Origin of the sequence: Paraburkholderia phytofirmans, assembly GCF_046028095.1 — a bacterium.
GTDB lineage: Bacteria > Pseudomonadota > Gammaproteobacteria > Burkholderiales > Burkholderiaceae > Paraburkholderia > Paraburkholderia phytofirmans_A.
The window spans coordinates 132,674-147,959 of the sequence record NZ_JAQQDJ010000004.1; the positions used below are offsets into that span (position 1 = coordinate 132,674).

Below are 15,286 nucleotides of genomic sequence, written 5' to 3' on the forward strand. Positions count from 1 at the left end.
TGCTGTCTCCGAAGCTGGTTTCGTGTTGAGAGACAGCTTATGAGCGGCGCAGCCGCGGCGTCCAACCGCAATTCGCCAACGACCGTTCGCGAACGGCGAACGCTCATCGTCAAGCGACGGTGGGCGGGGCTTCCGAGGCTTCGATGGTGCGCAGATGATCGAACAGCAGGCGGCTCACCGGCGACAATGCATCGACGTCGCGCACCACCAGCACGAGGCTGCGTGCCGACCACTCGTCTTCGAGCGGCGCGCCGACTAGACCCAGCGGACGGCCCATCAATTGATACACCTTGAGCGGCAACACGCCGACGCCCATGCCGGCCTGCACCATCCGGCAGACCGCATCGAAGCCGGGAACGTGAATGCGCAGCCGCAACGGTTTGCCCGCCTGACGCGCGGCGAGATGCGTGCGGGCATTGATCGAACTCGCGGCGTGCAGACCGACGTGATCGCCGTCCAGCGTTTCGACGAAGGCAACGCTTTCGCGCGAAGCCAACGGATGATCGTCGCGCATCACCAGCACCAGCGAATCGTGCCGATAGTGCTCGACATGCAGGTCGCGCGTATCGGCTTCGCCGGAACAGATGCCGACGTCGACGAGGCTGTCGTCGACGGCTTCGACCACGCCGCCGCTCGGCCGCTCTTCCAGATCGAGCTTGACGCGCTCATGCTGCAACTGGAACGCGCGCAAATCTTCCGGCAGGAATTCGACGATCGCCGACAGGTTGGCCATCATGCGCACATAGCCGCGCACGCCGCTCGCATGACCGGCCAGTTCGATGCCGATGTTCTCGATGTCGCGCATCACGCGGCGCGCGTGGTGCAGCAGGGTTTCGCCTGCCGGCGTGAGCGTCATGCCGCGCGCGTTGCGCTGGAACAGCGTGGCGCCGACCGCCTGTTCGAGTTCGAGCAGACGCTTGCTCGCGGCGGAGACGGCGATCGCCTCGCGCTCGGCTGCACGCGTGAGCGTGCCTTCTTCGTAGACCGCGAGAAAGAGTTGCAGCGTGGTGAGGTCGAGCCTTCGGAGAAGGTTTTTGATTACCATGGCGAGGCGCCGCGTTGTTGTGCGATCCGCCTATTCTGACGCCAGATGCAAAAAATAGGTGCCGAGCCCTCGCGGATTCCGTCCCTCGTCAAAGGAAGTCTTCCGATGCCCACCGTCGCGATCGCGATCTTTTCCGGCGTGCAGGCGCTCGACGTCGCCGGTCCCGTCGACGTGTTTTCCGAAGCCAACCGCTTCATCGCGCCCGCGGATGCTTACGAGGTGAGGTTGCTTAGCGCTGAAGCCGCACCGCTGCGCGCATCCAACGGCATGATGCTGGTCGCCGACGCTACCTTCGACAAAGCACGCGGGCCATTCGATCTTGCATTGGTCGCGGGCGGCCCGGCGCTGCCGGACGTGGCGCCTGATACGCCACTGCTCGAGTGGTTAGCGAACGTCGCCACGAAGTGCGGCCGCTACGGTTCGATCTGCACCGGCGCATTCGCGCTCGGTCACGCGGGCCTGCTCGACGAGCGCAACGTCACGACGCATTGGCAGCACGCTGCGCAACTGGCAGCGCAATTTCCGAAGGCGCACGTCGACTTCGACCGCATCTATCTGCGCGATGGGCAACTCGTCACATCGGCCGGCGTGACTGCGGGCATCGATCTGTCGCTCGCTCTAGTCGCCGAGGATCACGGTCCGCACACGGCGCTCGCCGTCGCCAAACGTCTGGTGGTGTTCGCACAGCGGCAAGGCGGCCAGTCGCAATTCAGCCCCTACCTGACAGCGCCCGCCGACGACACCTCGCCAGTCGCCAAAGTCCAGGCGCACGTCATGGAACGGATTCGCGAGAGCTTCTCGGTGAAACAACTGGCGGATGTCGCGGGCATGAGCGCCCGCAACTTCGCGCGCGTGTTCGTACAGGAGACCGGCGTGACGCCGCATGAGTTCGTCGAGCGCGCCCGTGTAGATGCGGCGCGCAAGCTGCTCGAAAGCAGCGGTGCGGCGCTCAAGGCGATTGCGTACGACTGCGGCTTCGGCACGGCGGACCGCATGCGCATTGTCTTCACGAAACGAATCGGCGCGACGCCGATGCAGTATCGCGAGCGCTTTCGCTCGGCTTGACGTGAAGCGCACGCACTGGTGGCGAAGGCCGCCGCACGCGGAAAAATGTCGCGTGAGAAAATGGCGGCCTTTCCAAGCCAACGATCCCAAGGACCGACATGACCACCTCTTCTCCGATCCGTGCGATCGTCACCGGCCACACACGCGGTCTGGGCGCGGCACTCGCCGAACAACTTCTGGCTCGCGATATCGCCGTGCTGGGATTGTCCCGCTCACGTCATGCCACGCTCAAAGCGCGCTTCCCGGCGCTGCTCGAAGAAACTGAACTGGAACTAGCCGACACCACACGCGTCGCACAATGGATCGCGAGCGATGCGCTGCGTGGATTCGTCAGCGGCGCGCAGACGGTTCTGCTGATCAACAACGCGGGCATGGTGCAGCCCATCGGCCCGATTGAAGGACAAGACGCGGCGTCCATCGCGACCGCCGTGAGCCTGAATGTCGCCACGCCGTTGATGCTGGCCAGCGCGCTCGCCGCGGCCGCCGTCGACGCGAGCGACCGGCGCATCGTGCATATTTCCAGCGGCGCGGCGCGCAATGCGTATCCCGGCTGGAGCATCTATTGCGCGACGAAGGCCGCGCTCGATCATCACGCGCGCGCCGTCGCGCTGGATGCGAATCGTGCGTTGCGCATCTGCAGTCTGGCGCCGGGTGTGATCGATACGAATATGCAGGCGGAGATTCGCGGCAGCGGCGTCGAACAGTTCCCCATGCGCGAGCGATTCGAAGAACTCAAGCGCAACGGCCAACTGTCGACGCCTGAACAATGTGCGACCCAGTTGCTCGATTACGCCTTGAGCGATGCCTTCGGCCAAACGCCGGTCGCGGACATTCGCGAGATCGCAAAGCCGGCGTAATGCGCCGATAACGGAGCAGTAGCGGGGCGCATCGAGCGCTCCCGAAAACTCTCACCTTTAGCCTGATTCTCCGCGGATCTACACGCCGGGCGCGACCATCACACCGCGCTCGGCCGCACCGAGTTCGCCGTGCGGCACGAACACATAGCCGCGTCCCCACACCGTTTGCACATAGCGCGGCTCGGAAGGATCGATCTCGATTAACCGACGCAGCCGCCAGATCGACACGTCCAGACTGCGCCCTTGATGCAAGACGCTATTGCCGCGCAGTTTCTCGTTGAGCTGCACGCGCGTGAGCACGGTCATCGCGTGGTTGACGAAGATCTTCAGCAACGCGAACTCGGAACTGCGCAACGCGAAGTGCTCGTTGTCGCGACGCAATTCGCGCGCGGAGAAGTTGAGTTCGCAGCGTCCGAAGCGATAAGGCGGCCGCGTCTCGGGCGCACCTGGCGCGAGCGAGCCGCGCCGTCGCAGCAGGACGCGAATGCGCGCGAGCAGTTCGGCCGGGTCGGCGGGCTTGCTCATGAAATCGTCGGCGCCGAGTTCGAGACCGATCACGCGATCAATCGCTTTGCTGCTTGCCGATAGCAGGATCACGGGCACGTCGTTGCCGCTCATGCGCAAGTCGCGCAGGACAGCGAGGCCGTCGCCGTGCGGCGCCGAGATGTCGAGCACTAGCAACGAGGGCCGCTCCCTCTCGATCACGTGCTTGAGCCCGGCGGCAGGCGGACGTGCCGACACGCCGCAGCCTTGCCCGCGCAATGATTCGCCCACCACGGCAGTCAAGCCGGCGTCGGCACCCACGAAAAGAATATGCTGACTCATCCAACTGATTCCAGGAGACGATCGTTTTTCAGAGACAGGCATCTGGCAGGCGGATATAGCCGATCCGCGCACCCTGTCGTCCGCGTCGCCATCTTCCCTGCTCGCGGGTGTTCTCAAAACGCGGAACAGCCCCCAAGGTTGCCAATTTCTTCCCAACTCTTTCAACGCGAAACGTGATATGAGTCGGCGCGTGTGGCGCACCGTAGGATTTTTTTGGGTCGGCTCCTGAAAAACCTCACCTTTGACACGGAGCGCTTGGGGTTGGAGGCGAGGTGCGCGTCGGATTGCTCCCGAAAACCCTCACCTTTCGAGCTTGGGGGCAGGCCGCAAAGGCATGCTGGGCGTGGTTTGACTACCTCAAAACAGGCCGCTCCCGCAAACCCTCACCTTTAAAACCGGTGGGGTAATTTGCATACCCAGGTAAGCAGCCGTGCGCGTACTGGCCTTTGGCACGTGATAGAGACGCGAGATTGATGCAAGAGATGCGCGGTATGATCGACTGGTGCCGGCCGTTGCGACACCATCGTGTTGCGCATTGCGCGCGCCTGGTGAGTGCGGACCAATTTCACCACTCACCGTTGTGAAGCTGACGCGCGAAGCGCGGAGAAAGCGGCATGGTCCGCGCATGCCGCGATAAACGAGGCACTTCGGCGAGCAGTCGCATGAATGCGCAGAAGGTCCCGAATATTCTCACCTTTGAGCAAGCAGAGGCCTCCGGAAGCATCGCCTCCATCGCTGCGCCGGCCGGTTAATTGGCGTTTTTCACGTGTTTCGGCAGCTGCGGTGACCGCGAACCAGGCTTAAACACCATCTCGACGCGAGGCTCCCGAAAACCCTCACCTTTGCGCTGGCTTGAAGCGAAAGAGGCATTCAGCTCGCCAGTTTGCGGAACGTTTCCAGCACCGCGTCGCCCTTGAACGGCTTGACGATCCAGCCTTTCACGCCGGCCGCCTTGCCGCGCTCCTTCATCGCCGGGCTGCTCTCGGTCGTCAGCATGATGACGTTGACGGTCTTGTTCGAGAGCTCGCCGCGAATCTTCTCGACCATCGTCAGACCGTCCATGTTCGGCATGTTGACGTCGCTGATCACCAGCTTGATGCCGGGGCTGGCCTTCAGCTTGGCGAGGCCGTCCTTGCCGTCCACGGCCGTGTCGACGTCCAGACCGTTCTTCTTCAGAAAGCCGGCCACTTCGTCGCGCACCGTGCTCGAATCATCCACCACCAGAATTTTCGACATGTTTTTTCCTATGACAACACTTAGAACAGATCCAGTTCGCCTGCCTCGACCATTGCGCCGACGTCGTCCGCGATTTCCTTGAAGTCGTCCGGCGACCAGCTCAGGCTGAACACAAAACGTTGATGCAACTTGACCGCACGGTTCGACTGCGGGTCCTTCAACCAATACGTGAAGCACAGTTGCGGATTGCCGCTGCCGAACGAGATGTACTTATGCTTGTGATTTACCAGCAGCGGCACCTGCACCTGGCTGCGCGCCCAGGCGTCCGCGTCGCCGACATAGCGGTTCTTGAAGGAACCCCAGATCAGATTCGTCACTTCGCCGAGCACGCTGTTCAGATCGCGGAAATCCGCTTCGCCGCGCCGCGCGCTGCCGATCATCTGATAACGATCGAGCAGTTCGAGGATCGGCGTCTCTTCGGCCTGCATCATCATGTAGCCGCGGCACCATGCGCTTTCCAGCGGAATCAGGCTGAACACTTCGCCGAAGATGATGCGGTCGCGCACGATATACGGCGTGTCGCACGTAATGGTCAGATCCTTGAACACATCGCCGAGAATCGCCTGCGTCATGTCGGCGATGCCGCGCACCAGTGCGTTCGGATAATCCAGACTGAAGATGTAGTCGTCGATCACCTGGCGCAGCGGCGCCATATCGTGCGCGACGTACGCGGCGCAGACCACGCGTCGCAGACTCTCCGGCAAGCCGTCCATGCCGGGATCGATATCGCGGCGCATGATGATCGGCAACTCGGGGCGCACCGCGTTGATCCTGATCGCGATCTCGGCGCTCGCTTCCGGCGAGCCGCCGTAACTTTCGGCAAACAGCACCGCACCCAGATCGATGTTCGAGCGCAGCACCGATTGCAGGCGGTTCTTGCCGACTTTCACGCCGACCAGATTGTTCTCGTCGCAAAAACGCTTGAGCGCTTCTTTGTGCGACGGGCAGTCGTCCAGCACCAGCACTTTGCTGACCGGCTTGTTCATGTTCATGTCGCGTTCCTGCTCACAACGGCTATCCATTTCACGGTCAGAACAACTCCAGTTCGCCGCTGGTTTCTTCGACAGCACTGGTATCGGCAACGAAGTCGAGCGGCGCATCTGCGCACACGCACACCGTCGCGGCAAGCCGCACGCTGCCGTCGAGCGCGATCGAATACGACGACAGCAACGCCGGCTTCAGTTCATGCAGATGCGGCAGGCAACGCGCGTTCAGCACATAAGGCGTCGACATGCCGAGGTCGGGGAAATAGCGCAGCAACTCCTGATTCATCGCCCCGCAACACAGATTGCAGATTTCCAGAAGGGCTTCCTGGAAATTGCGTTCTTCTGTGGAGTCTTTCAGGTAGTAGTTGCGCGTGCTGTCGTCTTCGTCGAAATGGAGGATCAGCAGCAGTCTGAACACGATCGACGAAATGGTCAGCACGACCACTTGCGTGTCTTTTGATACGCCGACACTGGCGTCAGCTATTGGCGCGATCTCACACAGATCGCCCGAATCCAACGGCAAGCGCGCCTGTGCCGCCTTGCGGAAAATGCGCTCGAAGCTGTCTTTGGCGTGGGCCGAGATCACACCGCCACCTCGTGCAGCTTCGAATGAAACTGGTGGGCCAGTGATTCGACGCTGGCGAGCGACGCCGCGATCATCTTGCCGCCCGCCTGAATGTCCTGAAACGTGGATGTCGTGGTCAGGTCGTTGCGATGCAGGCTGTCGCGATAGCTCTTCGACAACTCTTCGGAACGCGCGGCGAGCGCGCGGACTTCACTCGCCACCACCGCGAAGCCGCGTCCGGCCGGCCCCGCGCGGGCGGCTTCGATCGACGCGTTCAGCGACACGATCACCACGTGCCGCACGATCGACGACAGCTCCTGGTTCTTCGCGTGCATGTCGTGGTTTTGCGTCATCAGCGAGATCATCTGTTCGTGCCAGCGCTCGAACGTTGCGCCGAGACTCTTCAGACGCTCGGCTTCACCGGCGATCTGACGTGCGTGATGCGCCAGATGGTCCTTGTCTTCGGCGGCCGCTTTCAGTGCGGCGCGCAGTTCGTCGGCGCTGCTTTGCTGCCGCGCGAGTTCCTCACGCAATTGCGTAGTCAAAGCGCGCAGTTCCTGCTCTGCCTGCTCTCGCTCGCGGATGGCTGCGCCGTGATCGGCCCGCTCAGCTTCAAACCTGGAGATGCTGGCGTGCGCTTCGGCGCGCAGCCGTGCCGTCAGCTTCGCGCTATGCAGCCTGTGCGCGGCAAATGCCAGCAGCGCGGTCACCGCGCTGCCTGCTGCCGCCGCCAATACATACTGTTGAATCACAACCGTTCCCTTCGAATTCCGTCGCGACGTACGCCGATGCGGCGCTCAGTCCGCCATCGCGTCGAGTTGCAGTGCGCCGGCTTCGCCACGCGCTTCCACGCCGAGCGTATCGACGGCGACGTTATCCGGCAGGCAGACGATCGTCTGGAACTGACGGAACGCTGCGCCTTTGCGATCGTCGGTGAAGCGCAGTTCGATGCTGCCGTCTGCGCGCTTGAGGAAATCGCGCACGGCGTCCATGCCGACTCCACGGCCCGACAATTCCGTGACCGTTTCCGCGGTCGAAAAGCCCGGCCGGAAAATGAAATCGGCGATGGCTTCGTCGCTCAGCGTGTCATCCTGGCCGATCCAACCGCGCTCCAAGGCGATGCCGCGAATGCGTTCGAGCGCGAGGCCGCGGCCGTCGTCGCTGAGTGTGATCTGCAGCGCGCCGTTGTCCACGCCGACATCGATATCGATCGTGCCGGCCGGCGCCTTGCCGTGGGCGCTGCGCGCCTCGGCGGTTTCGATTCCGTGATCCATCGAATTGCGCAGCAAATGCATGAACACGTTGTTCAGCGTGCCGCCCGCCTCGCCACGCAGACGGTAACCGTTGTCGTCGATACGCACGTTGGGCGCGGGCTTGCCCAACTCGCTCGCGAGCGACGGCAGCGAGTCCAGCACGCCGGAGAGCGCGTCGCGCACGCTTTCGCTGGCCAGTGCGCGCAGCGTGCGGCGCAGCGCATCGCGCATCGACTGGAGTTCATGCAGTTCGCCGGCGTTGGTCTGGTCCAGCATGCTCAGGGTGTGCTGGATATGTTCCTTCGCGACCATCACATAGTGAGCGGAGTTGGCGGCGTCGTTCGTCTGATTCTTGTTCTTGCGGCCAAGGCTCTGTTCGTTGATCTTCGCGTAGCTCTCGATAGCTTCGCGCACGCGCGTCAGTTCGCTCATCAGATGCTCCTGATCCCACGAACGATCCGCGTCCGGTTGGCGCAGCTCGTGATAGCTCTGCTCGGTTTCGTGCACGACGTTGGTCAAATGCTGAAGGTTGTAAGTCCGCGCATTGCCCTTGATGGTGTGCATGTTGCGGAACAGCTCGGCAATCGCCGCGTGATCGGCCTCCGAATGCTTGCGGATGATCCGCTCGTTCTCACTGATAAAGCCCGCCGAACTTTCTATGAAGTGGTGAAACTTCTCCTCGCTGACCGCGAGAATCTCGCCGATCATGTCGAGGCGGCGACGCTGTTCGCTGGCTTCCGCGGCGAGCTTGCGCAATTCGGTGACGTCGCGTACGCACAGCATCAGGCGCCCGATCACGTCGTTTTCATCGGTAATCGCCGACCAGCTCAGGTCGAGAATTTTCACGCGGCCATCGGGCATGCGTTTCGAAATTTCGCCGACCAGCAGATGCTGATTGAACGCGAAGTTGATGCAGTCTTCGCCGAGACACGCATGCGTAGCGGCATCGACTTGTGAGAGCGCGTCCGAACCGAGATCGGTATCAGCGAACACCAGATCCATCAAACCGCGCCCGGCGATATCATTCGTTTCGAAGATGTCTTCCAGATACGCCGAGTACTCGGCGTGGATCACGGCGCCGTCGATCACCGTCAGGATGCCTTGCTGCATGTTCTGCAACATCGCCTGAATGTCGGCGGTTTTCTGCTTGAGTTGCGCCGAGCTTTCCTGAATCTTCTCGATCATGCCGTTAAAGGCGACGATCGAATGGCCGATCTCGTCGAGCCGCCCCACCGGCACGCGCCGCGTGAAGTCCTGGCTCGAAGCGATCTCGCTCATCATGGCTTGCATGCGGCTGAGCGGGCGCGTGATCTGACGATAGAGCAGCGAGCCGATAGATGTCAGCAGAATGATCGCGATGCCCGTAACGACGGCGATTGCCGTGGTCGTAGTCGAGAGCGTGGTGTTCAGCGTGCTGATCGCCTCGTCTTTCTCGCGGTTCTTCTCGACGCGCAAAGTCTCGACGATCCCTTCGAGTTCGTCGCGATACTGCGCGACATTGGCGAACAAATAGGCCTGCGCGAGTTCGTTCTTGCCGTCGGCCTTCATTTTGGCCGTCTCGGCAATCGCGGAGAAATAGTTCTCGAGGCTGTCGTTGGCCTGCGAAACGAGACCCTTCTGGGCGTGGCTCGCGGCATCTTTCGCCTGCAAGGCGAGCGCCTGTTGCAGCGAGGCGCGCTTCTTCTTCAGTTCGTCCTGCGCCTGGGCGACCATGTTGGCGTCGGGCGCGTAGACCAGCGTCATCGTGGCGAGTTGCACATCCTTGACTTGCGACACGAGGTCGGCGGAAGCGAGCGCGCTGGGCACGACGCCTTCCGTTACCTTGCGCACCTCGGCGGCGCTGCCGCGTGTCTGGTAGACGGCGTAGCCGCCGATCGCCGATAAGGCGACGAACATCAAAACAACCAATAGCGTGATGCGATGACGAATAGTCATGTGAACCCCCCGGGGTCTGGCCTTCGCGTCAGCCCTCGTTGGGAGCAGCGCGTTTTATGCAAAATTTGGTCTGACTTGCAGCGCTGCGGAGTATTGCGCAGGCATGTTACTAAGCGATGACTGAAGACTTTTTTAAAGCGCATTCAACGCTCTAAATTAATTGCTAAAGTTTCTGGAGAAAGCGCCGTTATTTAATGCTCTTTTGTTTTTGCGGCTCGTCAACATTTCAACGAACCGCGCGACCAGGCTAAGGCTCCATTCGACGTGATCGAGCCAAACGATGAATGTCAGCGCCCGCAGCTATGTTTGCCCGACACTTGTCCTGCTGGCTTTCGATTGGCCCGGAGGCGGCACGCACGAGCGATTGGTCCTGGCGCCGGATGGATCGTGGGCGAAGATGTATTTCGTTGCGGACAGTCCGGAAGACAAAGCGCGGTTGCGGTTGCGCTTTCGTACGGCGGCGATTGAACCGCGTTCGGGCGAACGTCAGTCGGCCGAAGCACGCGTCAGCGAATCGGCGGAAGATGCTTCGACGCCTCGCGCAAGGTGAGCGGCGAAATGAGGTCGCACGCCTTGATGTCCTTGACGAAGGCGTTGGGCGTCATCGCGGAAAGTGCTCGACGCGAACTTCGCCGCGCCGGCTGACGTCGTGCTCGTGCTTCGCGCGCATGGTGCTCTCCAGCAGGGTTGGACGTCCATTGAATGGAAGCGTGGGCTAGACGTTAACCGGATCGCAATTTCCTGGGAAATGAGCGTCAATGTCACGAAAAAAACCGTTCAATGATCCCGGAGCTCAACCCCCGAATTCCCTCACCTTTGTACCTAAAGTGCGCACACAGGTAGCGATATTCTCACCTCGCCAGCTCCCGAATCTCCTCACCTGTACGCTTTCAGCCCTGCTCCCAACCTCCACCCAACACCTTGTACAAAGTCACGAGATTCGCTTGCCGCGACAGCGTATCCGTCGCGAGTTGCTGTTGCGCGGTGTAGAGCGTGCGCTGCGCATCGAGGAACGTGAGAAAGCTATCCGTGCCCGCTTTGTAACGCGCTTCGGCCAACGTGTAGTACCGCTGCGAGGACGCCACGTATTCGCGATCCGCCTGCACCTGATCGACATAAGTGGCGCGCGCCGTCAGCGCATTCGAAACCTCCTTGAACGCCGTCTGGATCGTGCTCTCATAGTCGGCGACCTCGATCTGCTTCTCGATCTTCGCGACATCGAGCGACGCCTTGTTGCTGCCGTAATCGAAGATCGGCACCGATACGCTCGGCGCAAATGCCCACGCACCGGTGCCGGCCTTGAACAGACTCGAGAGCGTCGAACTCGACGTGCCGGCCGTCGCGGTCAGTTCGATCTTCGGAAAGAACGCGGCGCGCGCGGCGCCGATATTCGCATTCGCCGCTTTCAACGCGTGCTCCGCCTGTACGATGTCAGGACGACGGGTGAGCAGCAGCGACGGCACGCCCGCACCGATGTCGGCGAACATCGACTCGTCGTCGAATGAGCGGGCGGGCGGCAGGTCATCGGGAATCGGCGCGCCAAGCACAGCGACCAAATTGTTGCGATCCTGCGCAACGGCGCGACGGTAAGACGCAAGACTCGCCTTCGCGCTCGCCAACGAGTTCTCGGCCTGTTGCACCTCGAGCAGAGAAGAATTGCCCAACTCCTGGACGCGCTTCGTCACGTCGTAGGTCGACTGATCCGCCTTGACTGTGTCTTCGGTCAACTGCAACAGGCGTTCATCGGACAGCAAGGTCAGATAGTCGGTCGCCACCGTCGCGATCAGACTGATCTGCGTGCTCTGCCGCGATGCATCCGTTGCGAGATAGTTTTCCAGCGCCTGACGCTTGAGGCTGCGCAAACGCCCAAAGAAATCGATTTCCCACGACGTCGTGCCGACGTTGAGGTCGCTGGCACTACTCGTCACGCCTTGGGTCCGCTCACGAGTCAGGCTGCCGCTCGCGCTGATCGACGGCGCGAGCGCCGCGCGCGTGATGCGGTATTGCGCTTCGTATTCGGCGACGTTCAACGCGGCCACGCGCAAGTCGCGGTTGTTCGCGAGCGCGATTTCGATCAATCGTTGCAGGCGTTCGTCGCGGAAGAAATTACGCCATGCAGTATCCACGGCAAGCGGCGATGTGGCGGCCGTAGCGCTCGCGCTGTTTGCAGCCGCGGCCGTGCTCGTGCTTTCGTACGCATCGCCTTGCGGATACGCCACCGCCACCGGCGCCGCCGGGCGTTCATAGTGCGGATCGAGCGTGCAGCCCGCGAGCACGGCGAGCGCAAACGCCACTGCACCGGCACCGAGTTTGAGTCTCATCATTCAACACCTTCCTGTTGCTTGGGGTCGCCGTGTTCGCCGAACAGGCGTCGCACGACGACGAAGAACACCGGCACGAAGAAAATCGCGAGGAACGTCGCGGCGATCATGCCGCCCATCACACCGGTGCCGATCGCATGACGGCTCGCCGAACCGGCGCCGCTGCTGATCACGAGCGGCATGACGCCGAATATGAACGCGAGCGACGTCATCAGAATCGGCCGCAGCCGCAGCCTGGCGGCTTCGACGGTGGCCTCGATCAGTCCACGGCCCTGCGCTTGCAGATCCTTGGCGAATTCGACAATCAGGATCGCGTTCTTGGTGGACAGACCAATGGTCGCGAGCAGGCCGACCTTGAAGTAAATGTCGTCGGAGAGCCCGCGGATATGCGCGCCCAGCACCGCGCCGAGCACGCCGAGCGGCACCACCAGAATCACCGCGATCGGAATGGACCAGCTTTCGTACAGCCCGGCGAGACAGAGGAACACGACGATCAACGAGATCGCATACAGATAGATCGCCTGAGAGCCGGCGATGCGCTCCTGGTACGACTGTCCGGTCCAGTCGATGCCGTAGCCCGCGGGCAGTTTCTTGACGAGTGCGTCGACGGCGTCCATTGCCTGGCCCGTGCTGGTGTTCGCGCCGGTTTGCGCGGTGATTTCCATCGCCAGCGTGCGGTTGAAGCGCTCGATCTGCGGCGGCCCAAAGGTCCATTTGCCGGTGGCGAAGGCGGAGAAGGGCACCATCTCGCCGTCGTAGCCGCTGGTAGTCGTGCTGCTCGTACTGCTCGTCGTGGTGGCCGTACTTGTACTTGTGCTCGTCGAAGCGGTGCTCGACCGCACATACCATCGGCCGATGTCCGACGGCATCATCCGGTACGGTGCGTCGGCTTGCACATAGACCTTTTGAATCCGCCCCGTGTCGACATAGTTGTTCACATACGACGAGCCGAACGCGGTCTGCAATGTGTCGTTCACATCGGCAATGGAAAGCCCGAGCGCGCTCGCCTTCTCACGGTCGATGTCGACATGGAACTGCGGCGTGTCGTCGAGACCGCCGGGGCGCATGCCGGACAGCGCGCTGTCTTTGGCTGCGAGCGCGAGCAGTTGCTGGCGCGCGGCCATCAGCTTGTCGTGACCCTGGCCCGCGCGATCTTCCAGTTCGAAGTCGAGGCCGCTCTGCGTGCCGAGTTCCTGAATGGCCGGCGGATTGAGCGCGAAAATCTGCGCGTCGCGCGTGGCCGCGAAGTGCATGTTGGCGTGCTGGATCAGCGCCGCCGCCGAGCCGTCTTTACCGCGCCGGGTGCTCCAGTCCTTGAGCTGGACGAAGGTCAACGCGTTGTTCTGTCCGGAGCCGTTGAAGCTGAAGCCCGTCAGCGCGATGATCTTGTCGACCTGCGGAAGCCCGAGATAATAAGCTTCGACCTTTTTCACGGTCTCCAGCGTCTGCGCGGCCGGCGTGCCGACGGGCGTGGAAATCGACGTGATGATGATCCCCTGATCCTCGTCCGGCAGGTACGACGACGGCAGTTTCATGAAGAGCAACGCCACGACGCCCGCGATCAATACGTAGATCACCATGTAGCGCATCGTATTGCCGATCACGCGCGAAACCGCCGAGTCGTAGCGATCGGTGCCGCGCGCAAGCACGCGGTTGAACCAGCCGAACACTCCACGCTTCGCGTGATGCTCGACGTCGGCGCGCCGCAGCAAGGTCGCGCACAGCGCCGGCGTGAGTGTCAGCGCGAGGAACACCGAGAGAAGCATCGCCGCGACGATCGTCACGGAGAACTGCCGGTAGATCGCGCCGGTCGAGCCCGAGAAGAACGCCATCGGAATGAACACGGCGATCAGCACCGTCGTAATGCCGACCAGCGCGCCGGTGATCTGCTTCATCGCCTTGCGCGTGGCATCGACGGGCGACAGTCCTTCTTCGGCGATCAATCGTTCAACGTTTTCGACGACCACGATGGCGTCGTCCACCAGCAGGCCGATCGCCAGTACGAGCCCGAACATCGACAGCACGTTGATCGAAAAGCCCACCGCCGACATCACCGCGAACGTGCCGAGCAAAGCGACCGGCACGACAATGGTCGGAATCAGCGTCGCGCGCAGGTTCTGCAAGAACACGTACATCACGACGAACACCAGCATCACCGCTTCGACCAGTGTCTTCACGACTTCTTCGATCGAGATCTTCACGAACGGCGTGGTGTCGTACGGATAGTCGACCACCACGTTGCGCGGCAACTGAGCGCTCATTTCGTCGAGCTTCGCGCGCACGGCCTTCGCCACGCTCATGGCATTCGCGCCGCTCGCGAGCTTGACCGCGAGCGATGCGGCCGGCTTGCCGTTCAGGCGCGAGTCCGTGCTGTAATCGTCGCCGCCCACCTCGACGCGCGCGACGTCCTTGAGCATGACCTTCGAGCCGTCGCTATTCACACGCAACAGAATCGCGCCGAACTGCGCGGGCGTAGTGAGCAGGCTCGACGCGGAAACCGTCGCGTTGATGGCCTGCGTTTTCGTGGACGGCAAGCCGCCAATCTGGCCCACCGAGAGTTGCACGTTCTGATTCGTGATCGCGGTGGTCACGTCGGCGGTGGTCAGTCCGACTGCCTGCAACTTCACCGGGTCGAGCCAGATGCGCATGGCGTGTTGCGCGCCGAACAGCGTGACGTCGCCCACGCCGTCGATCTGCGTGAGCGGGTCCTCGATTTGCGTCGCGATGATATTGCCGAGATCGATGGAATTCATGCTGCCGTCCGTCGACGACAAGGACACGATCATCAGGAACGCGTTGGCCGCTTTCGCGACCTGCACGCCTTGCTCCTGAACCGTCTCCGGCAGCGACGAGCTGGCCTGCTCGACCTTGTTCTGCACCTGCACCTGAGCGATGTCCGCGTTGGTGCCCTGCTGAAATGTCAGCGTGATACGCGCTTGTCCAGACGAACTGCTGGTGGACGACATGTAGAGCAGATGGTCGATGCCGCTCAGCTTCTGCTCGATCACCTGCGTGACGGTCGTCGCGATCGTTTCCGCCGAAGCGCCGGGATACGTCGCGGTGATCTGCACGGAGACCGGCGCCACGCTCGGATACTGTTCGACCGGAAGCGTCCCGATGGAAGCGCCGCCAATCATCATGATGACAATGGCGATGACCCACGCGAGAATCGGTCGGTTGATAAAAAATCCTGCCATG

The 15,286-nt window shown here is 62.0% G+C and carries 11 protein-coding genes; 2 read left to right on the forward strand and 9 right to left on the reverse strand.

Annotation, left to right across the window (positions count from 1 at the left end):
- Positions 1 to 109: 109 nt before the first annotated feature.
- A complete protein-coding gene (locus PQR54_RS13245) occupies positions 110 to 1,045 on the reverse strand; it encodes a LysR family transcriptional regulator (RefSeq protein ID WP_408246277.1) in 936 nt (311 codons plus the stop codon).
- A gap of 105 nt (positions 1,046 to 1,150) precedes the next feature.
- Between PQR54_RS13245 and PQR54_RS13250 the strand changes: the two genes are divergently transcribed.
- Positions 1,151 to 2,110: a GlxA family transcriptional regulator gene (locus PQR54_RS13250; RefSeq protein ID WP_408246279.1), complete on the forward strand. Its 960-nt coding sequence runs from the start codon at positions 1,151 to 1,153 to the stop codon at positions 2,108 to 2,110.
- Between the two features lie 98 nt (positions 2,111 to 2,208).
- Positions 2,209 to 2,967: an SDR family oxidoreductase gene (locus tag PQR54_RS13255; protein ID WP_408246281.1), complete on the forward strand. Its 759-nt coding sequence runs from the start codon at positions 2,209 to 2,211 to the stop codon at positions 2,965 to 2,967.
- Positions 2,968 to 3,045: 78 nt separating this feature from the next.
- Here the strand turns inward: PQR54_RS13255 and PQR54_RS13260 are convergent, their stop codons facing one another.
- From PQR54_RS13260 to PQR54_RS13295, 8 genes are all read right to left on the reverse strand, one after another.
- Positions 3,046 to 3,792, reverse strand: a complete 747-nt coding sequence (locus PQR54_RS13260; protein WP_408246284.1) for a winged helix-turn-helix domain-containing protein — start codon at positions 3,790 to 3,792, stop codon at positions 3,046 to 3,048.
- A gap of 870 nt (positions 3,793 to 4,662) precedes the next feature.
- Positions 4,663 to 5,028 (reverse strand): response regulator, encoded by a 366-nt coding sequence (locus PQR54_RS13265; RefSeq protein WP_408246286.1) that lies wholly within the window; start codon positions 5,026 to 5,028, stop codon positions 4,663 to 4,665.
- A gap of 20 nt (positions 5,029 to 5,048) precedes the next feature.
- Positions 5,049 to 6,020, reverse strand: a complete 972-nt coding sequence (locus PQR54_RS13270) for a chemotaxis protein CheX (protein WP_408246288.1) — start codon at positions 6,018 to 6,020, stop codon at positions 5,049 to 5,051.
- 37 nt (positions 6,021 to 6,057) lie between these two features.
- On the reverse strand, positions 6,058 to 6,600 hold the full coding sequence (locus PQR54_RS13275) for a hypothetical protein (protein ID WP_408246290.1): 543 nt from the start codon (positions 6,598 to 6,600) through the stop codon (positions 6,058 to 6,060).
- A complete protein-coding gene (locus PQR54_RS13280) occupies positions 6,597 to 7,331 on the reverse strand; it encodes a methyl-accepting chemotaxis protein (RefSeq protein ID WP_408246292.1) in 735 nt (244 codons plus the stop codon). The genes PQR54_RS13275 and PQR54_RS13280 overlap by 4 nt, the downstream gene beginning before the upstream one ends.
- Before the next feature lie 45 nt (positions 7,332 to 7,376).
- Complete coding sequence (locus PQR54_RS13285; protein ID WP_408246294.1) at positions 7,377 to 9,767, reverse strand: HAMP domain-containing protein; 2,391 nt, start codon at positions 9,765 to 9,767, stop codon at positions 7,377 to 7,379.
- Positions 9,768 to 10,657: 890 nt separating this feature from the next.
- Positions 10,658 to 12,091 (reverse strand): efflux transporter outer membrane subunit, encoded by a 1,434-nt coding sequence (locus tag PQR54_RS13290; protein ID WP_408246296.1) that lies wholly within the window; start codon positions 12,089 to 12,091, stop codon positions 10,658 to 10,660.
- Positions 12,088 to 15,285, reverse strand: a complete 3,198-nt coding sequence (locus tag PQR54_RS13295; RefSeq protein ID WP_408246298.1) for an efflux RND transporter permease subunit — start codon at positions 15,283 to 15,285, stop codon at positions 12,088 to 12,090. Before PQR54_RS13295 ends, PQR54_RS13290 begins: the two co-directional genes overlap by 4 nt.
- Between the last annotated feature and the right edge of the window lies 1 nt (position 15,286).